Source organism: Enterococcus rivorum (assembly GCF_001742285.1).
Taxonomy (GTDB): Bacteria; Bacillota; Bacilli; order Lactobacillales; family Enterococcaceae; genus Enterococcus_L; species Enterococcus_L rivorum.
This window is the reverse complement of the sequence record NZ_MIEK01000012.1, coordinates 185073-207090: the sequence shown is the minus strand read 5'-3', so window position 1 is coordinate 207090 and position 22018 is coordinate 185073. Positions and strand designations below refer to the sequence as shown.

Here is a 22018-nt window from a genome sequence, read left to right as displayed (position 1 = left end):
ACATAAAAAATTCAAGAAAATTCAAAAGCAGATGGTATGCAAGCAATGACAGTTGCGCCTTTAGATAAGAATGGAAGAGTGGATACATCTCAAATTGTAATTTCTTATGCAGGAACGAATCCCAAAGATTTGAATGATTTAGAAACTGATTTGCGAACAGTTGGAGGTTTTTTTGATAAAACAGCCAGTCTTGGTTCTTCAAATTCTCCTAGTGAAGTACCATCGTTTAAGAGTGAAATGATAAAAGATAAGTAAAACTTATCTGTCACCCAAATGATATGTATGATAAAATTTTATTAAAACTAGTATTATTAGGGGAGAATAATATGTGGAAATCAAAAAAAACTCTATTTTTAATCATTGTTTGTTTAGTAATTGTAGGGACAGAAGGAAAATTATATATGGATAAGAGAGAAGAAAAGAGCGAGCAAGAGTTGTTAGTAGTAGAAAAACAATCGGTGAAAGCTCTAAAAAATACGTTTGCAGATATTGCGGAAGTGAAGATTGAACAAACAGGGTATAACAGCATGACAGGTTCTTATAGAATGTTAGTAACTATGACAAATACTGAAGGGAAATCTGTTTATTTTTCTTATGGTTTTTGGAAAGAACAAAATGAATTAGGTGCGTATGGATTAATGGATGAGTTTATACAAAAAGAAGGCCTAACTAGTTCTAAGGTAAAAGTTATTTATTCTAATGGTTCGGAGGGGATATTATGACAATTAGTGATAAAGATTATCAAACATATAGTGATGTAGTTTATTGGTTAGATCCGAACGAAATAAAGAAGTATGCTCCTGATTTGAAAGAGGGATTTATTTGGAAGGAAGGTAAACAAAAATTTAAAATTCTCAAGGTTCAAGAAAACTCCAAAACAGATGGGATGCAAGCGATGGCGGTTGCGCCTTTGGATAAGAATGGAAGAGTGGATACATCTCAAGTGGTGATTGCTTATGCAGGGACAAATCCATCCAAATCATGTTGCTGAAAATGGTTAGCAAGGTAACATGAAGATTGTTATTCTATGTTTAAAATAAGATATAATTATTATTGGAAAGTGATGGAGGGACTATGAAAAAAAATAAACGAATATTTGCTTTTATATTTGCAATAGTACTTTTTTTAAGTGTTATAGGATTAGGAGGGAAAGTATTGATAGATAAAAGAGAAGAAAAAAAAGAACAAAAGTTGTTAGCAGTAGAAAAACAATCGGTGAAAGTGTTAAAAAATACGTTTGAAAATATTACGGAAATTAAATTTAATGAAGTTGGAAAAAATGAAATCACAGGTTCGTATGGAATGTATATTACCATGAAGAACAATAAAGAAAAACAAGTTTCTTTTTCTTTTACTTTTTGGGAAGAAAGTAAAAAAATAGGTTCTTATGTGATTAATGATAGAGATGTTCAAAAAGAAGGAATAACTACTTCGAAAGTTCTTGTAATATTTACAGATGATTCGGAGGAAAAACTATGACATTCAATGATGAAGAATACAAAGAATTTAGTGATCGAGTGTATTGGTTAGATCCTAATGATAAAAAAAAGTATGCACCTGATATGAAAGAGGGTACTCAATTTAAGATTGAAGGTAATGAATATCAAATAGTTAAAATACAAGAAAACTCCAAAACAGATGGAATGCAAGCAATGGCAGTTGCGCCTTTGGATAAGAATGGGAGAGTGGATACATCTCAAGTGGTGATTGCTTATGCAGGGACAAATCCAAATCATGTTGCTGAAAATGGTTAGCAAGGTAACATGAAGATTGTTATTCTATGTTTAAAATAAGATATAATTATTATTGGAAAGTGATGGAGGGACTATGAAAAAAAATAAACGAATATTTGCTTTTATATTTGCAATAGTACTTTTTTTAAGTGTTATAGGATTAGGAGGGAAAGTATTGATGGATAAAAGAGAAGAAAAAAAAGAACAAGAGTTGTTAGCAGTAGAAAAACAATCGGTGAACGCTCTAAAAAATACGTTTGCGGATATTGCGGAAGTGAAGATTGAACAAACAGGGTATAACAGCATGACAGGGTCGTATAATATGATTGTAACTATGACAAATACTGAAGGGGAATCTGTTTATTTTTCTTATGGTTTTGTGAAAGATAGTGGCGAAATTGCTGATTATGGAGTAGAAGATGAAGATATTCAAAAAGAAGGAAAAACAACTGATAAAATTAAAGTTGTCTATTCAAATGGAGAGGAAGAAGAACTTTGAGTATAACGGATAAGAATTATAATAAAATAAGTGATAGAGTTTATTGGTTAGATCCTAACGATAAAGATAAATATGATCCTACAATACAAGAAGGTTCTATACGTAATTTAGGTGGTACTAAATTTAAAATATTAAAAATACAGGAAAATTCAAAAACCGATGGAATGCAAGCAATGGCAGTTGCGCCTTTGGATAAGAATGGAAGAGTGGATACATCTCAAGTGGTGATTGCTTATGCAGGGACAAATCCAAAAGATATGAATGACTTGGAAACTGATTTGCGAACAGTTGGAGGTTTTTTTGATAAAACAACCAGTCCTGGGTTTTCATTGTCGCATAGCGAGGCGCGAATTTCAGGTCAATTAAATTCAGCGATTGCTTTTGCTAATAGTATAAAAAGAGATTATAGCGGTGCGACCATTTCTACAACAGGACATTCATTAGGCGAGTTTTTAGCATTATACATAGCTGCGGAAAATAGGTGGAGAAATGTAGGCTTTAATGGGCCAGACCCGTATGAATTATTATCTGCTGACGCTAAAAAATGGTTGAAAGAAAATCCTGGTGTTTTAACCAATTATCGAAATAGGGCAGATATGATTGGGAACTTAATGGGGAACGGAACAGGTGCTGAAATAAAAGTAAGTATGGATATGGGGCTTCAGTCACCTGGTACGTATCATGATTTAGCTAAGTGGACATTTGACAAAAATGGTCGCTTGATTATTAAAAATAATGACTACAATAAAAAGGCGATTCAAGAACAGATCGAACGACAATTGAGGAATCAATTTGTTTTGGGAATGTATTCATTAGGGCAACTAAAGAAAAAGCTTACTGCAAGTGGTGGAGGACTTTCAGCAAACGAAAAAATCTATTTAGATGACAGTCAAGCATTGGCTGTTGTTCAATATGCGTCTTCTGAATTTGAAACAGTAATGATGAATACAGTTAAAATTTATCAAGATGGGATAAGAGATTTAGAAAAACTATGGCAAAAAATTCACTCAAAAGCATTTTCTGATGTACCGGATTTGAGTTATGGAGAAGTCATGGAGATTTTAGAATCAACAGGTTCGACAGAGCGAAGTATGGTTACGGAGCCTACTGAAGCGTTTAGAGAAAAAATTCAAAAAGCGAAAAAAATGAGTGAACAATTTAATCAGTTAGTGTCAGAAATAAAAGGGAAAATAGCAGAGTTGGTTCAAAGAGATCAAGAATTAGCAAGACAATTAGGATAATGGAGAGTCAATAAATGGATAAAGAAGAACAGTTATTAAAAGAGTATCAAGCTACTATACAAAGATTAGAAGAACAAGAAGATGATATAAAAAAATGCTGAGACAAGGACAACAATTAGCTGATGAAACGTATTCAGAAATTCGCTGTTTGCTATCAGATAGTAATGAAGATGATGGAGTATTAAATGATGCTCGAGTTGAAGTATCTTCTTTGGAAGAAGAGTTTATGATGAACTTAGAGAGAGAAAAGAAAGCAGTAGTGAATCAACAAGAAGAGGAAGAACAACGGTATCGAAAAAAAGTAAGACAGTTAAAAGAAGGAGACTAACATGTTAGACGCTCTAGAACAATTAATGAAACAATATAAGAAGAACTTGCAAAAAGCAAAAGTGAGAGCGATTGGTCGTTCAGGCATTCAAAGCAAAGAGGTAAAAAAAGCAAAAACGATTCGATTAGGGGAACAAGAAAGTAAATCTGCTCAACAATCTATTTCAAAAGCAACAACGGGATTACAAAAACAGTAAAAGGTCAATTTGGAAAAAGTAACAGAAGTCTTTGATAAACAAAAACAAACATTAGATTCTTTCTAGGAATAGAGTGTTTTTTCATAAGCACTAAAGAGATAAATGAAAACAGTCTGAAAATAGCGTGCTAGCCATAAGAATAAAAGTAGTTATTCACAAATTTACAGTTACCCAAACGTTGCTATATTGTACTTTTTAAACTAGACTAACTGAAAATCACAAAGAGGGCGTTTCATACATATGCTGTTGCTGGTAGTTGGTTTAATGTGGACTAATGTTAAGTTAATAATTAAATATGCAAGGGAGAACAACCAAAAATGAAAGACAAGCTTGATTTTTTTTAAAATATGTTAGATTCAAATCAAAATGAAATACGCACAGAGAAAATGATTGTTTCAAATAATGTTCTAAACTTTGCTTATACTACCGTGCAACTAAGTAGTATGAGCAAATAAACGTTGGCCGTATTCAAATGAAGGTAGATAAACCATATGTAGCAATTATTATTGCCGTGCTATCAGTATTACTTATGGCAGTCAGTCCATTAGTGGGACTGATAGGATTAGGACTTTCCGTTATATATATCGTTTATATAATAATATTCCTGATGACCAAATCTATCTCAACCTACATTTGAATGCGGGAAATACTTACAGTATTTATTTTACAGATTATGATTTTGCAGAGAGAGTAAGGTTAATAATTGAAGATGCTTTTGATGGAATGATAAGTGCTACCAAAAATATAGATATGAGTGAATACCATATCTACGATATTTCAGGTGAAAATCATACTATAAATTCTCAAAATATTTCTGTTGTTACGGATAATTCTATCAAAGGATCAGGAAATAACAACTCAGGAAATAGTTCTATAGGACATAATTCAAGAAATAGCTTCTCTCAAAACAATAAAAAAGAATCTGATAGTAATTCATTAGATTGGTTGCTGATCCAGCAAGAATTACAGAAAGTTGTTACATCTATACAAAATAATGATTCCTCAGTAAAAACTGCAAGTGAAAATGCATTAAATTTAGTAAAAAATAAAGATTCCAAAGGGTTTATTGACTGGTAAAGAAAAATAAAAAAGAATTTTGTTCAGATGTTTTTACAGCAGTTTCAAGTGGCGTGCTAATTGAAAGTTTTTCAAAGATAATAAATTCATGATTGTTTCTTATAAATAGACAATAAAGGGACAATCGTATCAAACATATTAATAAGATTAGAGGTTAGGCTCATCGACGGATGAGTTTAACCTCTATTTTATGGATTATCGGGTGGCTATACCTGATCAGAACAAGTTGTTCGTAGCAATTTGTATAACAACTAAAAATAAGTGAAGAATCTATTAATACGATTTTACTTGTCTTAAATGGTGTAAGGATTTCAAGAAGGCTGAATATAAAAAGTAAGGATAACTCTGATTATAGCCAATATCGTTCAACAATGAATACAACCTCTGGCTTCTATGATTTTAATTTATACAAAATACTGAAATTTTTGAAATTCATTTGACTGAAGAACTTTTGAATAAATTAAAAGTGGCAGAATTTGAGTATGTTGTCAATTTTAAAACAACAAAGATGAATTAGTAACAGGGGTATGTTAAAAATAGGTGATGCTTCAAGCCAAAGGTGCTGTTTTCTTTTGATTTGGAGCTTGTTGTGCTCTCTACTTTTCCAACGAATTAATGATAATGCTTACAGATATAAAGATGGTGTAAAGATGAACGATTAAGTTTAACACTATCTTTATGTCTTTTTTGATATCTTAAGAGATGCAAGAAAGAGGCTGTAATAAACTCATTTTGTATCGAAAGTCAGTCTGTGTCTATCTGTAGAAATGGATAGGGTCGTAATGCAATGACATACTCGACTTCTTAACAGCATATATTCGGTTATAAAATGATTTAAAAGACCCAATCTTTTTCAGCCACAGTTTTTATTATAAAGGAGAGATAGGAATGTACTATTTTATGGGGATTATAGCAATCGGTTTGCTGCTATATCTATTTTATGAACTATTTTGGGGGGATCGGAAATGAACCAGATATTTGTTGAACAAGGATTATTTTTAGTTGTATTAATGATACTAGCGATTCCGCTAGGTTTTTATATTTATAAAGTAATGACGAATCAAAAAACAATTTTAACAGCTTTGATATCGCCAATTGAAAAGAAAATCTATCGATTTTTAGGACCATTGGCGCAAAAAGAAATGAATGTAAAGCAATATTCATTGAGCGTTTTATTTTTAAGTTTGTTTTCATTTATACTTTTGATGGCAATGATGATGTTCCAGCACTTGTTGCCGTTAAATCCTGATAAATTACCAGGAACGAGTCTGTCATTGGCCTTTAATACAGCGGCTAGTTTTGTAACGAATACGAATTGGCAAGCATACGCTGGGGAAAAAACAATGTCGATTTTTACTCAGGCCTTTGGTTTAACGGTTCAGAATTTCGTTTCAGCGGCAGTTGGAATCGCGGTGCTATTTGTAGTATTAAGAGGATTTACCAATAAAAATTCCAAGTACATTGGTAATTTTTGGCAAGATTTAACTAAAATCATCCTTTATGTTTTACTACCAGTCTCTTTGATTGTTTCAGTATTGCTAATTTCTCAAGGTGTGGTTCAAAGTTTTGCAGGTACGATTTCTGGTACAAGCTTAAATGCTGGTGAGAAAATCTTTTTACCATTGGGAACAGTTGCTAGTCAAGTAGCAATCAAACAGCTTGGAACTAATGGCGGTGGCTATTTTGGAGCGAACTCTACACATCCATTTGAAAATCCTAACTTAATTAGTAATTTTATTGAGAATCTTTCAATTCTATTGCTTCCAGCAGCGTTAATTGTTGCTTTTGGTCTTTTTGTGAAGGATTGGAAACAAGGCAGAACGATTATGATTGTTTCTTTAGGATTTTTGATTGCAGCGTTGATCGGTGTGACATTAAGTGAATACTACGGACCTAACTTTACAAATGTTTTAGGGCACTTAAATTTAGAAGGAAAAGAAACTAGATTTGGTATTGGTTGGAGTAGTTTATGGGCAGTCAGTACAACAGCTGTTTCAAATGGATCGGTAAATGCCATGATGGATAGTTTTACTCCTTTAGGTGGATTACTTCCAATGTTTCTTATGCAATTAGGGGAAATCATTTTTGGCGGTGCAGGAAGCGGTTTGTATGGAATGATTGCTTTCATTTTATTGACGATCTTTATCGCTGGATTGTTAGTAGGACGGACGCCAGAATATCTTGGTAAAAAAATAGAACCTTATGATATGAAGATGGTTTGTCTCGTCATTTTAACGCCGTTACTATTAACGTTACTGGGAACTATGAGTTTTATTTTGAACCCACAAGCGATGGACTGGCTTAATAATCAGGGAGCACATGGATTTTCAGAAATATTATATAGTTTTAGTTCTTTAGCCAATAATAACGGAAGTGCTTTTGCAGGATTAACCTCTGACACGACGTTCTTAAACATAATTGGTGGAAGCATTATGATTCTTTCACGATTTATTCCGATGTTGGCAGTGATTTTCTTAGCAGGAAATCTTGGTAAGAAAAAAATTGTTGCTACTGGTTCAGGCACACTGTCAACAACTAATGGCACGTTTGTTTCAATGTTGATTATTGTTATTTTGGTTGTTGGCGCACTAAGCTTCTTACCATCAATGGCTTTAGGACCAATCGCTGAGTACTTTGTTACAAAATAAGTAAGGAAGAGAAGGGAATTTACGTGAAAAATACAAATACAAAAAGTAATGTTTATATAGATGCATTAAAATCATCCTTCAAAAAATTAGCGCCAACGGTTCAAGTAAAGAATCCGGTAATGTTAGTTGTTTATCTAGGGGCAATTTTAACAACGATTCTCTATTTTTTAAGTTTTTCTGGATACGATGATGCCCAACCATTTTTTATTTTAGCTATTGCGATTGTTTTATGGTTGACGATTCTTTTTGCAAATTTTGCTGAAGCCATTGCAGAAGGACGCGGAAAAGCACAAGCTGATAGCTTGAAGAAAGCAAAAAAAGATGTGATGACACGAAAAATCATGTCACTTGCAGATGTAAAAAAAGAAAAATTTATCTCAATTCAATCTTCTGAATTAAAAAAAGGGGATTTAGTTTACGTGACTGCTGGCGAACAGATTCCTATGGATGGAGATGTCGTTGAAGGAGCTGCCTCAGTAGATGAAAGTGCAATTACTGGCGAGTCTGCTCCAGTGATACGTGAATCTGGTGGGGACCGCAGTGCTGTAACAGGAGGAACAACGATTGTATCAGATTACTTAGTGATTAAAGTAACCGCTGAAAATGGCGAATCCTTTCTGGACAAAATGATCTCAATGGTAGAAGGAACCGAACGTAAAAAAACACCGAATGAGATTGGACTACAAATTATTTTAATCATGTTAACGATTATTTTCTTAGTGGTCTCAGTTACGCTGCTACCATTTACCTCTTTCTCTAGTCGTTTAGCTGAACAAGGAGGTCCACTTTCTTTAACAACCATAATTGCTTTGCTTGTTTGTCTAGCACCTACGACAATTGGGGCACTTGTTTCTTCTATTGGAATTGCTGGCATGAGTCGTCTGAATAAAGAAAATGTCATTGCAATGAGTGGTCGTGCAATTGAAGCTGCAGGAGACGTAGATATTCTTTTGTTGGATAAAACAGGAACGATTACACTAGGAAATCGTCGAGCAAGTGAATTTATAACGATTGATGGTGTAGACGAGTATGATTTAGCAGACGCAGCGCAGTTATCTTCTTTAGCTGACGAAACAGCAGAAGGTCGAAGTATTGTTATTTTAGCAAAAGAAAAATTCGATATACGTGGTCGTGAATTGAACAATGCAGAGGTTGAATTTATTGAGTTTACAGCGAAAACAAGAATGAGCGGAATCAATTATCAAGGAGACATCATTAGAAAAGGCGCTGCGGATACTATCAAAAAATATGTCGAAGAAAATGGAGCTACTTATCCAGCTGAATGTGATGAAGCTGTAAAGAAAATTGCCAATGCAGGTGGAACACCCTTAGTCGTGGTTAAAAATTACCAAGTGCTAGGTGTGATTTATTTAAAAGATATTGTGAAAAATGGTGTCAAAGAAAAATTTGAAGATATGCGGAAAATGGGCATCAAAACCATCATGATTACAGGTGATAATCCAATGACTGCTGCAGCGATTGCTGCTGAAGCTGGAGTAGATGACTTTTTAGCTGAAGCGACACCGGAAAATAAAATGAGTCTTATCCGTGATTACCAAGAAAAAGGACATTTAGTCGCTATGACAGGAGATGGTACCAACGATGCGCCTGCCTTAGCACAAGCCGATGTAGCAGTTGCTATGAATACGGGAACGCAAGCAGCAAAAGAAGCTGGAAATATGATTGATTTGGATTCTAGTCCAACAAAATTAATTAGCATTGTAAAAATTGGTAAGCAGCTTTTAATGACTAGAGGTGCATTGACTACTTTTAGTATTGCTAACGATGTTGCTAAGTATTTTGCTATCATCCCAGTGCTCTTTTTCAGTATTTATCCAAGCTTAGAAGCGCTAAATATTATGAAACTAACGAATCCTACAACGGCTATCTTGTCAGCGATTATCTATAATGCGTTTATTATCGTTGCATTAATTCCATTAGCGTTGAAAGGTGTTTCTTATAAAGAAAAGCCCGCAAGTCAGATTTTGAGACACAATTTACTTGTTTATGGGTTAGGTGGGGTTGTTGCGCCATTTGTTGCAATTAAATTAATTGATATGCTTTTAGCACTGATTATGTATTAGAGGAAGGGAAAATAAATGAAAAAAATAATGATCACTGCCTTAAAAAGTGTGCTTCTATTTACAGTTATTTGTGGTGTTTTCTATACGGTTGCTGTAACAGCTGTTGGACAACTACTATTTTCAGAACAAGCAAATGGAAGTGTCGTTGAGGCACAAATTGGAACAGAGAAAAAAGTCATTGGTTCTAAATTAATTGGTCAACAATTTGAAGGGGAAAACTATCTTCATGGTCGTCCAACAGAAGTTAGTCAATTATCTCCTGTAGGTTCAGAGCAAGAAAAGCGCATAAAAGAAAGAGTTGCGCAAGAAAAAAATTCCGAAGTGCCAATTGAATTAGTCACAGCTTCAGGTAGTGGATTAGATCCAGAGATTTCACTAGAGGCAGCTGAATTCCAAGTAGAAAGAATTGCTGCGGCAAGAGGAATGAAAAATACTCAAGTCCGTGATATAATCAATCAAAATGTAGTTGGCTTTAATTTAGGACCAATTACTACAAAACGCGTTAATGTCTTGGGAGTCAACCAAATGCTTGATGCGTCATAATAAAGGGATGAAATAATTGTGGAAGAAAATCGTTTAAATCCTGAAGAACTTTTGGCCAAAGTTAATAGGCATGAACAACATGCGACTTTGGGGAAATTAAAAATATTTTTTGGTTATGCAGCTGGGGTAGGTAAAACTTATGGCATGTTAAAAGAAGCTCATGAACAACAAGAAGCAGGAAAAGAAGTGCTAGTTGGCTACGTAGAACCTCACACACGACCAGAAACTGTAGCGTTGCTGAATGGATTAGAATTACTAGAGAATAAAAAGTATGAGTACAAAGGGATTCAAATTAATGAGTTCGATATTGATCAAGCTTTAGTGAGAAAGCCAGACATCATTTTAGTTGATGAGCTGGCTCATACTAACGCTGTTGGTGCAAGAAATAAAAAACGGTACCAGGACATCGAAGAGCTTTTAAAAGCAGGGATTGACGTGTATACGACCGTAAATGTTCAGCATATAGAAAGTCTCAATGATATTGTTGAACAAGTGACCGGTGTCCATGTTGCTGAAACGGTTCCTGATATCTTTTTTGAAAAAAGTTCTTTGAAAGTTGTAGATATTGAAACCGAAGAGTTACTTTCTCGTTTAAAACAAGGAAAAATATACAGCTCTGAAAATGCCAAAAAAGCAATGGATCATTTTTTTACAACTGATAATCTAGCTCTTCTTAGAGGAATTGCCATTCGAAAAGCTTCAGATCATATTAATATAGCTAATCAGTATGACGTTAGTAAAGGACATGTAATTCATTCTAAACTGTTAACAATTATCGACAGTAAATACCCAGAGATGACCAAAAAATGTCTTCGTTGGACGGCAAGACTTGCACAGGCATTGAGAACAGAATGGATTGCATTAGAGATAGTAGAAGATGCTTCGGAAGATAACGAATCAGAAAATGCTACGTTAGCAAGCAAATTAGGTGCTGAAGTTGTTACTTTAGAAAATGATAATCAGCGGGATGCAGTTATTCAGTATGTAAAAATGCGTGGGGTAACTGACGTAGTAATGGGGAAAATTATTAATCGTTCGCGAATTATCCGTTTCTATCGTCCGGATTTAGAAGATGACTTGGTTGCATTAATCCCTGATGTTGACATTCATTTAGTTCCTTTCCAATCGAATAAGTATTTACTAAATAAATTTCCAGCCAAGAAGAAGCACCTGAAAAATCTTTTTACTTGGAGAGACTTTACAATTACAGGTGGGTTATTATTTTTAGCCACCATTTTTTCTGAAGTAGCTAGTTATTTTGATATAGGTGAACAAAACTTGATTTTGATCTATATTCTATTTGTTTTGCTAGTTGCTCGATTAACTACTGGTTATTTTTGGGCGGCCTTTTCATCATTAGCTAGTGTTTTACTATTTAACTGGTTTTTTGTGGAGCCTTTATACTCCTTAACTGTCTATAAACAAGGGTATCCGATTACGTTAGTTTTTATGTTGCTAGTGGCTTTACTTGTAAGTAATTTGATGATGCAAATTAAAAAGCAAGCATTCTATGCCATGAGACGAGAGCATCAATTGGAAATTTTGTATGAATTAAACAAGAAATATTTAGTAGCTCATGATTTAGATGAAATTTTAGGTACAACAGCAGACTATCTGTCAAGCATGTTAGAAAGAGATGTTGTTTTGTATGGTGAAAAAGAACTAAACTATCCAAGGGAAAATGAAGAAAAATCTCCTTTGCGTAGTTTAGAAGAGCTTGCTGTAGCTAATTGGGTATTTGTTAATCAGAAGCAAGCAGGTCGTGGTACTGACACTTTAATGGGGTCAAAAGCTCTATATCTACCTGTTTTGTCTAACGGTGTGACACTAGCTGTCATTGGTATTGAGAGAAGTAAAGAAAAACCCTTGAATGAAGAAACCATTAGCTTCATTTCATTAATCACAACGCAGCTTTCTTTAGCCATTGAACAGAATAATTTGACCAATGAACGTCAGCAAATCTTGTTCGAAAGCGAAAAAGAACGCATGAGAAGTAATCTCTTGCGTGCAATTTCTCATGATTTAAGAACTCCTTTAACAGGAATTGTTGGTTCTGTAGATACAATTCTGGGTGATAATCAAGTGGATGGACTATCAAATGAAGTCAAAAATAGATTGCTAGTAGGGATTAAAGAGGATGCTGATTGGTTGATTCGCATGGTAGAAAACTTATTGTCTATTACTAGGATTAATGAAGAAACCATGAAAGTAGCGAAATCAAAAGAAGCAGTAGAAGAAGTTGTTTCCTCAGCTATTCAAAGAATTAAGAAGAGCTATCCTAACAGTCAAATCAAAGTGACTTTACCAGAAGAATTTGTGATGGCTCCAATGGATTCTATTTTGATTGAACAAGTATTATTTAACTTGATTGAAAATGCTATTCGACATTCTGGTTGTCACCAACCTATTTTAGTAAACGTCTATTTACAAGAGGAAAATGTTGTTTTTGAAATTGAAGACGAAGGAAAAGGGTTAAACAAGAAACAAATTGAAACCTTATTTACTGGATTAAACAACCAAACAACACCCATTGATTCAAAAGGCGGAATGGGGATAGGACTATCAATTGTTAAAACAATTATTATGGCTCATGATGGTACTGTAGAAGCAAGAAATGCTAGCGATGGTGGTGCTATCTTTACCTTTAGTTTACCTTTAGATAGAAAGGGAGAAGAATGATGGCGACAATACTGATTGTGGAAGATGATGAAGTCATTGCAGAATTTATGGGCGCAGTCTTAGAAAAAGAAAATCATAAAGTCTTGTTATCCCATTCTGCTTTAGAAGGACTTTCTACTTTTCGGATGTGGTCGGTTGATCTGATTTTACTGGATTTAGGCTTACCTGATCTGGATGGGATGGAAATTTTGAAAAAAATTCGGGAAACCTCTCAAATACCAGTGATTATTATTTCTGCTAGAGATCATGAAATGAATAAAGTTGATGCATTAGACTTAGGCGCTGACGATTACATCACAAAACCATTTGGCACCCCTGAATTGCTAGCTAGAATTCGCACAGCTTTGCGACATGCAGCTTTAGCGGGAGAGACAAAGGATACCGTAAAACAAATCATTAACGGTGATTTGTGTATTGATATTGAACATCATACCGTCAGCAAAAAGGGAAAAGAAATTCATCTCACTCCAAATGAATACAAAATTATTCAAATTTTGGGAGAAAATATGGGCAAAGTTCTAACCCATAGTTACATTTCTCAAAAAGTTTGGGGACCCTATAGTAATGAGAGTCGAACTCTACGAGTGAATATGTCAAATATCCGTAAAAAGATAGAAGATAATCCTGTAGAACCTGAATATATCACTACTGAAATTGGTATCGGCTATCGAATGTTAGAAAATTAAAGAAGAAATAAAGCAGAAGAGACCCCAAATTTATGTAGGATCTCTTCTGTTTTATGATTTAATTTTAAATAACTCTATATCTGAAAAATCTTCAAATCGTTCCTGAGAGCTAGTAACATCCGTATCATGATCGTACACTAAAATTTTGAAATCTTCTGTCTTTGGGATAGCTTGAAAAATTGAAGTATCTAAAAATAGAATCATTTGTTCACACAACCAATTTAGGCAGTATTCAATATCCTCTTCCTCTTCTACCCAATCATCAAATAAATAAATCGTTTCAAACCCTTGATATTTTTCCCAATCACCAGAGTTGTATTTCGTTTCCAATAATTCTTCCTCATTATATTCTCCATAACGAATTTTTGTTTTTTCCCATTCATCTATGGTATTAAAACAAAAATTTATTTCTCCTTGCTCATATATATTGCAATCTAATGCAAAGGCATAAAACGTCTCATCCATCTGCTCCAATAAAAACTCACTGATGCCATCATTTAGCTGTTTATGAAATTCTTCTTGTTTATTCTCTAAAAATTGCTGTATCACAAATTCAGTCTCCTCTTAAATCGATTTAACTCAGTGTACCATAGTTTAGTTATTTTTAATAAGTTATAAAAAATATTTGATACTAGCTTTTTTTATTGTTATTAACAATTTTGCAGAATTTTTTTCAGTCAACGAATTGATAAAATCAACAATCTCATTATTGACACCGCTCCTCTTTAAATGACCATAAAGTAAGATTTTCTTTTTCTTCCCATATTTATGCCTATGAAAAATGAATTCATAGGCTTTTTTATATAACCTTCGATTATATAAACTAATTAATTAAAAACAATGACTTTCTCCCCTTTTTACCTTTAAAAGTCTATAGGACCATAGTACATCTAAAAATAGGTCTATAGTACCATGACAATTATATAACAATCCTTCAAAATGAAAGGAGGATGAGGACAGGGAAAAAGAGGAATGAATATGTAAAAGAAATGCTCATCGAAAACTAGGGATTGATGGAGGGTTAAAATGTCTGTTATTGAAGCAGTAAATTTAAAAAAGAGTTATGGTCATGGGGAAGCACGGTTTGACGCTTTAAAAGGTGTGAATCTGAAAATAGAAGAAGGGGAATCTGTTGCAATTGTTGGAAAAAGTGGTTCAGGTAAGTCTACACTAATGCACATCTTAGCACTATTAGACAAACCAACTTCAGGAGAAATTATTTTAAAAAATCAAAACACAAATAAAATTGGAAAAAAAGAACTAAACCGATTACGTAATGAAACATTTGGTTTTGTCTTCCAACAATTTTTTATGAATACAAAAGATACTGTTTTAAATAATGTCTTACTACCATTAAAAATTGCTGGAATTTCTAATAGCCAAAGAAAAGAAATGGCAATGAAAGCTCTGAAAGCTGTCGAATTAGAGGATAAAAGTAAAAATAAAGCCAACGATTTATCTGGTGGACAAAAACAGCGAGTATGTATTGCTAGAGCATTAGTAAATAATCCCAAAATTATTTTTGCGGATGAGCCTACAGGAAACTTGGATTCAACAACTGGTGAAAAAATTGAGGAACTACTCTTTAATTTGAACAAAGAGCAGGGCATTACTTTAATTATTGTCACTCATGATGAAGAACTGGCGGCACGCTGTAGTCGTCAAATTTATATCAAAGATGGCAATATTGTAGCGGGGGGCGAGTAGATGAAATTTAGTGATATTTTGAAATCAGCAAGTTCAAACTTAATGAGAAATAAAGGACGCACAATTTTAACAATTGTCGCAATTTTTATTGGGGCATTTACCATATCCTTAACGACAGGTGTTAACAATGGAGTTAATGATTATATTGATAAGCAAGTTGGTAGTGTCGGAGGAGAAAATCAACTATTTGTACAACCGAAAATGGAAACAGGAATGGGTTCAAAGAATGAACCTGCTGAATATGATCCTGAGAAGAAAACAAGTACTATGCAAGACTTTGAAATGTTAAATGATAAGGATTTTGAAAAAATTAAAAAAGTGGATAAAATTAATAAAGTGGAGCCAATGAAATCAGCTAGTATAGATTATATAGAAGGAGAAAATGCAAAAAAATATATAATTAGTGCAATGGGAACAGTAGGCTCTATGAATATTGATTTAGAAACAGGAAATAAATTAGATCAAAATAGTACAGAAAATGAAATCATTTTAGCCCCAGAATTTGTGAAGACTCTCGGTTATAAGTCTAGTAAAGATTCTCTTGGCAAAACTGTTAAACTTGCGACTTCCTCAATAGAAGGGGAACAAAAAGTTGTAGAAGCAAAAATTGTTGGTGTTCGTAATGCTAGTTTAATACAAGGGGGTATGTCTTTAATGAATAATACCTTACTTAATCAATTAGTTGAAATCAATCAACAGGGCCTGCCAGAAAATATGAAGAATCAATATTCAATGGTAATTGCTGAAACAGATGAAGGCACTACTAAAGAACAAATGAATAAGGTTAAAGAAGATTTAGATAAAATCGGCTATGAGGCATCAACGATTGATGATGAAATTGGGATGCTTCGGAATGTTATTAACGCAATTACAGGAGTTCTAACAATGTTTGGAGCGATTGCTTTATTGGCAGCTAGTTTTGGTATCATCAATACTCTATTCATGTCTGTTCAAGAACGAACCAGAGAAATAGGTTTAATGAAAGCGATGGGCTTAAGTAGTTTTAAAATCTTCACTATTTTCAGTATTGAAGCAGTGCTAATTGGTTTCTTTGGATCAGTTCTCGGTATCTTAGGAGCGATGGGTGCAGGATCAATTATCAATAAAATTGCTGCGGATTCATTTTTAGATGCCTTGACTGGCTTTACGTTACTACAGTTTTCACCGGTTTCTTCAGGAATCATTGTTCTAATTATTATGGGAATTGCCTTCCTTGCAGGAACCTTGCCAGCTCGACGTGCGGCTAAGTTAGACCCGATTGATTCATTACGTTACGAATAGAAATACTTAAACAGGAAAAAACGACCAGAACTAGCAATAGTTTTGGTTGTTTTTTATCTTCGATTTCTCAATCTCTTGACTAAAAAGATCTAACTCTCTATTATAATTAAAACAGCGACTTATAAAAGGAGACGGTAGAATGAGCATTTACGATTATGAAATAAAAGCAATCGGTGGAAAAATGGTTTCCATGAAAGAATATCAAGGGAAGGTACTGTTGATTGTTAATACAGCGACAGGCTGTGGCTTTACACCTCAATATGAAGGGCTAGAAAAATTATACCAAGAATACCAAACAAAAGGGTTAGAAATTTTAGATTTTCCTTGCAATCAATTTGGACACCAAGCGCCTGGAACGGATGAAGAAATCAGTGGTTTTTGCCAATTGACCTACCAAACAAGTTTCCAAACGTTTTCTAAGATTGATGTAAATGGTGAAAATGAAGATCCTCTCTATACTTTTTTGAAACAGGAACGTGGGGGGATGCTTGGCAGTAAAATTAAATGGAACTTTACTAAATTTTTAGTGGATAAAACAGGAAATGTTGTTAAGAGATATGCACCAACAGTTGAACCAAAAGATATTGAAGAGGATATAAAAAAATACCTATAAAAATGAGTAAAAGGAGAACTGTTAGGAAAGTTATGAATGTCTTTCCTAACAGTTTTTTATTTCAAGAAAAGTGCATATTAGTTGCTGTATTTTTTTTAAAAGACTATACTTTGGCCGTATTCAAAATTATGAAAAAGGGGCGTTAATCAGATGAAAGCAATTGTGATTAATCAATATGGAACCAAAGATGAATTAGAAGAACAAGAAGTGATATTACCTGAACTGAAAGAACACCAAGTTTTAATAAAAGTAAAAGCGACTTCGATTAATCCGATTGATTGGAAACTTAGAGAAGGCTACTTAAAGCAAATGTTTGACTGGTCTTTTCCAATTGTTTTAGGCTGGGATGTTGCAGGTGTGATTGAGGAGGTTGGCAGTCAAGTTACCTTTTGGAATGTGGGAGATCGCGTTTTTGCTCGTCCAGAAACAACAAGATTTGGTACTTATGCTGAAAAGACGATTGTAGACGATCATTTATTAGCGAGTATTCCTGAAAATATAACTTTTGATGAAGCAGCAGCAGTTCCTTTAGCAGGCTTGACTGCCTGGCAAGCTCTTTTCGATCACGGACAGCTTAAGGCTGGCGAAAAAGTTTTGATTCACGCAGGAGCTGGCGGTGTAGGAACCTATGCAATCCAATTGGCAAAAAATGCTGGAGCTTATGTAATAACAACTGCAAGTGAAAAAAATCATGACCTTTTAGAAAAATTAGGCGCAGACGAAGTGATTGATTACCACACAACGAATTTTAAAGATGTTTTGAATAACATCGATTTAGTTTTTGATACAATGGGTGGTGCAATTCAAGAAGAAAGTATTTCAGTATTGAAAGCAGAAACTGGACGCTTAATTTCTATCGTAGGAATTACTCCAGAAACAGAAAATGTAGCTATCGAGAAAAATGTAGTCGTCAAAGGAATTTGGTTAAAACCTGATGGTAATCAATTGAAAAAGATGGCAAATTTACTTGAAGCAAAGAAAATTCGTTCAATCATAGGAGCTGTTTTTCCTTTTTCTAGACAAGGGATTTATGAGGCACATGCTTTAAGTGAAACACACCATGCACTAGGTAAGATTGTCATTAGCATGACAAAATAAATGTTAAAAAGTGATAGAAACCTCTTTAATCTTTTTTTCACAAACAATTTACTTTACAAGAAAAAGAGTAAATGATATATTTTCCCTTCATTCTAAAAAATTTAAAAATGAAATAGAGAAGAGTGAATAATGAGTGAAAAAATATAGAGAAAATGAATTTTCGACAATTATGTCAAAAAGAAGATCCATCCGTAAATATGATACTGCTGTAAAAATCGATCGAACAGAAATGGAAGAGATTATCAATGAGGCTGTAAAAGCACCGTCATCTGTCAACATGCAGCCTTGGCGGTTTGTTATCGTAGATAGTGAAGCAGGAAAGCAGTCATTGGAACCTATTGTAAAATTTAATAAGCTTCAAAATGATACTTCTTCAGCAATGATTGCCATTTTCGGAGATTTAGAAAGCTTTGATTACGCAGAAAAAATTTACGGATCAGCGGTTGAATTAAACTTAATGCCAAAAGAGGTCAAAGAAAAACAATTAGAAATGCTAAGTCCGATGTTTGAACAGCTTCCTTTAGAAGCAAAAAAAGAAATGGCTGTCATTGATAGTGCACTAGTTGCAATGAATTTAATGCTAGTTGCTCGTGCATATGGCTATGACACAAATCCAATTGGTGGATTTGACAAAGAAAAAATAGCTGAAACCCTTGATATAGATGAAAAACGTTATTATCCAGTCATGATTCTTTCGATCGGAAAAGCAGATGAAGAAGGCTATCCTTCTTATCGATTGCCTGCGTCAGATATTACTTTTTGGAGATAAACTAAAATCGTCATTTGTTTTCATGAACTAAATCGTTTGAAAAATGAAGTTGAAACCGCAAAAAAACGCGGTTTTAGCTTCATTTTTTTTTAACTTACAAAAAATAAGCATTATTCTTTACTTACTTTTTGTAAGTTGATATACTAACCTTGTAATCATCATAAAAAATGAAAAGAGGAATTTATTATGTCAGAATTTTTAACTACTTTAAAAAAACGTCGTTCCATCTATGCTTTAGGAGATAATTTAACTCAAACAACAGAAGAAATTTCAGAATTAGTAAAAGAAATTGTGAGAGAAAGCCCAACTGCTTTTAATTCACAGACACAGCGAGTGGTTATTTTAACAGGAGAGTCATACAAAAAATTATGGCAGATGACAGCGGATCTTTTGCAACCACTAACGCCTCCAGATGCTTTTGAAGGAACGAAACAAAAATTAGCCAGTTTTGCCGCTGGTAAAGGAACAATTCTATTTTTTGAAGATACTGATATCGTTAAGAACTTACAAGATCAATTCCCTTTATATGCAGATAATTTTCCGGTTTGGTCTGAACAAGCGAGTGGATTGACACAAGCAAACGTTTGGACTGCATTGGCTGAACAAAATATTGGGGCCAATTTACAGCATTACAACCCAGTCATTGATGAAGCGGTTGCGAAAGAATGGAATATCCCTAGCCAGTGGAAATTAAGAGCTCAATTAAACTTCGGTTCTATCGAAGCTCCAGCTGGAGAAAAAGAATACATGGAAAATGAGGCTCGCTTTTTAGAGTTTAATTAGTAAATTGAGAAGGGGGAATATGATGACATACCGTTTACCAAGTGATTTAGAGTTGAAAGAAATTACGTTAAAAGTTGAAAATTTAGCCGAAATGGTTTCTTTTTATACCACAATTATTGGACTCAGTTTAATAAAACAAACGGATAACCTAGCTTTTTTAGGGATTAAAGAATCAACTATTCCCCTTTTAATTTTGAATAAAATAGAGCGTCCTATTAACAAAATGAAGACGGCAGGGCTATATCACATTGCTTTTCTATTGCCAACACGTAAAGATTTAGGCAATTCTCTTTTATGGCTTCTTCAGAACAAGATTGAGATTGGTGCTGGAGAACATGGGTATAGTGAGGCGTTGTATCTTTCAGATCCTGAAGGGAATGGGATTGAAATCTATCGCGATAGACCCATTGAAGAGTGGGATATACGTTCAAATGGAGATATTATTGGTGTAGTTGAGGAACTAGATAGTGAAGGAATCATGGCAACTGCTGATGGTCATTGGTCAGGGTTTCCAGAGGGGACTAAAATAGGACACGTTCATTTCCAAGTCTCTGATTTAGAAGCAAGTGATCGATTTTTTAAAGATTTAGGTTTCTCTTTAAAAGCAAATTTTGGAAAGCAAGCTAAGTTTTTTGCTGCTGGGGATTATCATCATCATATTGGAGCAAATACTTGGGCAGGAAGAAAACTACCTAAAATGGATAAAAATCAATTAGGGATTGATGCTTATGTTTTTGAATTGCCTGATAAAAATGCCTATGTTAATTTTAAAGCTCACTTAGATCTTCTAGCAATTGCCTATAAAATAGAAACAGAAAACAGATTAGAAATTGAAGATCCAAATGGAATAACTGCTATTTTTACAGCAAAAAAATAAACTACCAAACAGGTGACCTTATCTTATAAATGAGGTTGCCTGTTTTTTTACATAGCGTATTAACTTCTTTCGTTTTCATTCTGTGATATCATAAAAGGAACTAAGGAACTCTTTCAAAGATAAAAAGAAAACCCCCTATTCCAGAAAGCCAAGCTGCAGTAAAAATAATGGACATCGGACCACCAAGAAAAAGGAGAGCCTCTATCCTTCGAGCAGAGCGAGTTAGGAATAGCGGACATCGGACCTATAAGAAAAAGGAGTGCCTCTATCCTTCGAGCAAAGCGAGTTAGGAATAGCGGACATCGGACCTATAAGAAAAAGGAGTGCCACTTATTCTTGCGAGTTTCACTCGTTAGAGATAATGGACATCGGACCCATCAGAAAAAGGAGAGCCACTATCCTTCGAGCAGAGCGAGTTAGGAATAGCGGACATCGGACCCATAAGAAAAAGGAGTGCCACTTATTCTTGCGAGTTTCACTCGTTAGAGATAATGGACATCGGACCATCAGGAAAAAAGGAGTGAGTTATTTGGGGAAATTTTTAATTGCAGAAAATATTTCGTATAAGTTAAAGGAACAAACGATCATTGAGGACATTACTTTAGAAATTATGGAAGGTAGCCATGTTACAATCACAGGCCCATCTGGTGGAGGGAAAAGCACATTATTAAAATTATTAGCTTCACTATTAACTCCTACAAAAGGAAAAATTTTGTTTCATGACCAAAATATTGATGAACTGATGCCTGAAGACTATCGAAAAAAGGTTTCTTATTGTTTCCAGCAGCCTTCACTATTTGGAGAAACAGTGAAGGATAATTTTTTATTGCCATATACAATCAGAAAAAAAGAGTTTGAAAAAAGTCATGCAGTTAACTTGCTGAAACAATTAAAATTACCAGAAGAGTATCTTGATAAAAAAATTACGGAGCTATCTGGGGGTGAAAAACAACGAGTAGCACTTATTCGTAATGTTCTATTTTTACCGGAAGTTCTCTTATTAGATGAAGTCACAGCTGGTTTAGATGAAGAAAGTAAAGGGATTGTAAATCAATGGCTAGTGGGATTAAATCATGAACAAAATGTAACCTTAATCCGAGTAACACATGACAGTGAAGAAATTGCTCAATCAAAAGAAATTAGACAGATTGTTGCTGGAAGATTGGAGAGTTAAGG

22 protein-coding genes and 3 pseudogenes are annotated in these 22018 nt (G+C 34.1%); 24 read left to right on the top strand and 1 reads right to left on the bottom strand.

Going from position 1 to position 22018, the window contains the following annotated elements:
* Positions 1-6 precede the first annotated feature (6 nt).
* The 16 genes and pseudogenes from BCR26_RS05945 to BCR26_RS05875 all read left to right on the top strand — a co-directional run.
* Positions 7-213, top strand: a pseudogene (locus BCR26_RS05945) (lipase); the annotation flags it as partial.
* Between the two features lie 113 nt (positions 214-326).
* Positions 327-722 (top strand): hypothetical protein, encoded by a 396-nt coding sequence (locus tag BCR26_RS05940; protein ID WP_069698050.1) that lies wholly within the window; start codon positions 327-329, stop codon positions 720-722.
* A pseudogene (locus BCR26_RS05935) lies at positions 719-976 on the top strand (lipase); the annotation flags it as partial. The gene BCR26_RS05940 and the pseudogene BCR26_RS05935, both read left to right, overlap by 4 nt.
* 98 nt (positions 977-1074) lie before the next feature.
* Positions 1075-1479 carry a hypothetical protein gene (locus BCR26_RS05930; RefSeq protein WP_069698048.1) on the top strand — a complete coding sequence of 135 codons (405 nt, stop codon included), beginning with the start codon at positions 1075-1077 and terminating at the stop codon, positions 1477-1479.
* Positions 1476-1727 (top strand): annotated as a pseudogene (locus tag BCR26_RS05925) (lipase); the annotation flags it as partial. The gene BCR26_RS05930 and the pseudogene BCR26_RS05925, both read left to right, overlap by 4 nt.
* A 100-nt stretch (positions 1728-1827) precedes the next feature.
* Entirely contained in the window at positions 1828-2232 is a 405-nt protein-coding gene (locus tag BCR26_RS05920) for a hypothetical protein (RefSeq protein WP_069698046.1), read from the top strand.
* On the top strand, positions 2229-3473 hold the full coding sequence (locus BCR26_RS05915) for an alpha/beta hydrolase family protein (protein ID WP_069698045.1): 1245 nt from the start codon (positions 2229-2231) through the stop codon (positions 3471-3473). The genes BCR26_RS05920 and BCR26_RS05915 overlap by 4 nt, the downstream gene beginning before the upstream one ends.
* A 94-nt stretch (positions 3474-3567) precedes the next feature.
* Positions 3568-3801 carry a hypothetical protein gene (locus BCR26_RS05910; RefSeq protein WP_069698044.1) on the top strand — a complete coding sequence of 78 codons (234 nt, stop codon included), beginning with the start codon at positions 3568-3570 and terminating at the stop codon, positions 3799-3801.
* A gap of 1 nt (position 3802) precedes the next feature.
* Complete coding sequence (locus BCR26_RS05905) at positions 3803-3997, top strand: hypothetical protein (RefSeq protein ID WP_084387041.1); 195 nt, start codon at positions 3803-3805, stop codon at positions 3995-3997.
* Positions 3998-4630: 633 nt separating this feature from the next.
* On the top strand, positions 4631-5074 hold the full coding sequence (locus BCR26_RS05900) for a hypothetical protein (protein ID WP_069698043.1): 444 nt from the start codon (positions 4631-4633) through the stop codon (positions 5072-5074).
* Positions 5075-5331: 257 nt separating this feature from the next.
* Positions 5332-5514: a linear amide C-N hydrolase gene (locus BCR26_RS19205; RefSeq protein WP_139124895.1), complete on the top strand. Its 183-nt coding sequence runs from the start codon at positions 5332-5334 to the stop codon at positions 5512-5514.
* Between the two features lie 525 nt (positions 5515-6039).
* Complete coding sequence (gene kdpA / locus BCR26_RS05895; RefSeq protein ID WP_069698042.1) at positions 6040-7722, top strand: potassium-transporting ATPase subunit KdpA; 1683 nt, start codon at positions 6040-6042, stop codon at positions 7720-7722.
* A 23-nt stretch (positions 7723-7745) separates the two neighbouring features.
* Complete coding sequence (gene kdpB / locus BCR26_RS05890; protein ID WP_069698041.1) at positions 7746-9806, top strand: potassium-transporting ATPase subunit KdpB; 2061 nt, start codon at positions 7746-7748, stop codon at positions 9804-9806.
* 15 nt (positions 9807-9821) lie between these two features.
* On the top strand, positions 9822-10349 hold the full coding sequence (locus BCR26_RS05885; RefSeq protein ID WP_069698040.1) for a potassium-transporting ATPase subunit C: 528 nt from the start codon (positions 9822-9824) through the stop codon (positions 10347-10349).
* An 18-nt stretch (positions 10350-10367) separates the two neighbouring features.
* Positions 10368-13028 carry a sensor histidine kinase gene (locus BCR26_RS05880; RefSeq protein ID WP_069698039.1) on the top strand — a complete coding sequence of 887 codons (2661 nt, stop codon included), beginning with the start codon at positions 10368-10370 and terminating at the stop codon, positions 13026-13028.
* Positions 13028-13714, top strand: a complete 687-nt coding sequence (locus tag BCR26_RS05875) for a response regulator transcription factor (protein ID WP_069698038.1) — start codon at positions 13028-13030, stop codon at positions 13712-13714. The genes BCR26_RS05880 and BCR26_RS05875 overlap by 1 nt, the downstream gene beginning before the upstream one ends.
* 51 nt (positions 13715-13765) lie before the next feature.
* On the opposite strand, the gene BCR26_RS05870 is transcribed toward BCR26_RS05875, so the two are convergent.
* On the bottom strand, positions 13766-14263 hold the full coding sequence (locus BCR26_RS05870; protein WP_245676918.1) for a DUF4303 domain-containing protein: 498 nt from the start codon (positions 14261-14263) through the stop codon (positions 13766-13768).
* A gap of 477 nt (positions 14264-14740) precedes the next feature.
* Here BCR26_RS05870 and BCR26_RS05865 point away from each other — a divergent pair, with 477 nt between their 5' ends.
* From BCR26_RS05865 to BCR26_RS05830, 8 genes are all read left to right on the top strand, one after another.
* Positions 14741-15421, top strand: a complete 681-nt coding sequence (locus BCR26_RS05865; RefSeq protein WP_069698037.1) for an ABC transporter ATP-binding protein — start codon at positions 14741-14743, stop codon at positions 15419-15421.
* Positions 15422-16702 (top strand): ABC transporter permease, encoded by a 1281-nt coding sequence (locus tag BCR26_RS05860; protein ID WP_069698036.1) that lies wholly within the window; start codon positions 15422-15424, stop codon positions 16700-16702. It abuts the gene before it with no gap.
* Positions 16703-16841: 139 nt separating this feature from the next.
* Positions 16842-17315: a glutathione peroxidase gene (locus tag BCR26_RS05855; RefSeq protein WP_069698035.1), complete on the top strand. Its 474-nt coding sequence runs from the start codon at positions 16842-16844 to the stop codon at positions 17313-17315.
* A gap of 150 nt (positions 17316-17465) precedes the next feature.
* Positions 17466-18413 carry an NADP-dependent oxidoreductase gene (locus BCR26_RS05850; RefSeq protein WP_069698034.1) on the top strand — a complete coding sequence of 316 codons (948 nt, stop codon included), beginning with the start codon at positions 17466-17468 and terminating at the stop codon, positions 18411-18413.
* Between the two features lie 169 nt (positions 18414-18582).
* A complete protein-coding gene (locus BCR26_RS05845; protein ID WP_069698105.1) occupies positions 18583-19182 on the top strand; it encodes a nitroreductase family protein in 600 nt (199 codons plus the stop codon).
* Between the two features lie 186 nt (positions 19183-19368).
* The gene (locus BCR26_RS05840) at positions 19369-19965 is read left to right on the top strand and encodes a nitroreductase family protein (RefSeq protein WP_069698033.1); all 597 of its coding nucleotides are present in this window, start codon (positions 19369-19371) and stop codon (positions 19963-19965) included.
* A gap of 19 nt (positions 19966-19984) precedes the next feature.
* Complete coding sequence (locus BCR26_RS05835) at positions 19985-20842, top strand: VOC family protein (RefSeq protein ID WP_245341793.1); 858 nt, start codon at positions 19985-19987, stop codon at positions 20840-20842.
* A 529-nt stretch (positions 20843-21371) separates the two neighbouring features.
* Positions 21372-22016: an ABC transporter ATP-binding protein gene (locus BCR26_RS05830; protein WP_069698031.1), complete on the top strand. Its 645-nt coding sequence runs from the start codon at positions 21372-21374 to the stop codon at positions 22014-22016.
* The last annotated feature ends 2 nt before the right edge of the window (positions 22017-22018 follow it).

Coding starts and splice junctions, on each gene's coding strand:
- BCR26_RS05940 (WP_069698050.1), top strand. CDS start 327: ATGTGGAAATCAAAAAAAACTCTATTTTTAATCATTGTTTGTTTAGTA.
- BCR26_RS05930 (WP_069698048.1), top strand. CDS start 1,075: ATGAAAAAAAATAAACGAATATTTGCTTTTATATTTGCAATAGTACTT.
- BCR26_RS05920 (WP_069698046.1), top strand. CDS start 1,828: ATGAAAAAAAATAAACGAATATTTGCTTTTATATTTGCAATAGTACTT.
- BCR26_RS05910 (WP_069698044.1), top strand. CDS start 3,568: ATGCTGAGACAAGGACAACAATTAGCTGATGAAACGTATTCAGAAATT.
- BCR26_RS05905 (WP_084387041.1), top strand. CDS start 3,803: ATGTTAGACGCTCTAGAACAATTAATGAAACAATATAAGAAGAACTTG.
- kdpA (WP_069698042.1), top strand. CDS start 6,040: ATGAACCAGATATTTGTTGAACAAGGATTATTTTTAGTTGTATTAATG.
- BCR26_RS05885 (WP_069698040.1), top strand. CDS start 9,822: ATGAAAAAAATAATGATCACTGCCTTAAAAAGTGTGCTTCTATTTACA.
- BCR26_RS05875 (WP_069698038.1), top strand. CDS start 13,028: ATGGCGACAATACTGATTGTGGAAGATGATGAAGTCATTGCAGAATTT.
- BCR26_RS05865 (WP_069698037.1), top strand. CDS start 14,741: ATGTCTGTTATTGAAGCAGTAAATTTAAAAAAGAGTTATGGTCATGGG.
- BCR26_RS05860 (WP_069698036.1), top strand. CDS start 15,422: ATGAAATTTAGTGATATTTTGAAATCAGCAAGTTCAAACTTAATGAGA.
- BCR26_RS05855 (WP_069698035.1), top strand. CDS start 16,842: ATGAGCATTTACGATTATGAAATAAAAGCAATCGGTGGAAAAATGGTT.
- BCR26_RS05850 (WP_069698034.1), top strand. CDS start 17,466: ATGAAAGCAATTGTGATTAATCAATATGGAACCAAAGATGAATTAGAA.
- BCR26_RS05845 (WP_069698105.1), top strand. CDS start 18,583: ATGTCAAAAAGAAGATCCATCCGTAAATATGATACTGCTGTAAAAATC.
- BCR26_RS05840 (WP_069698033.1), top strand. CDS start 19,369: ATGTCAGAATTTTTAACTACTTTAAAAAAACGTCGTTCCATCTATGCT.
- BCR26_RS05835 (WP_245341793.1), top strand. CDS start 19,985: ATGATGACATACCGTTTACCAAGTGATTTAGAGTTGAAAGAAATTACG.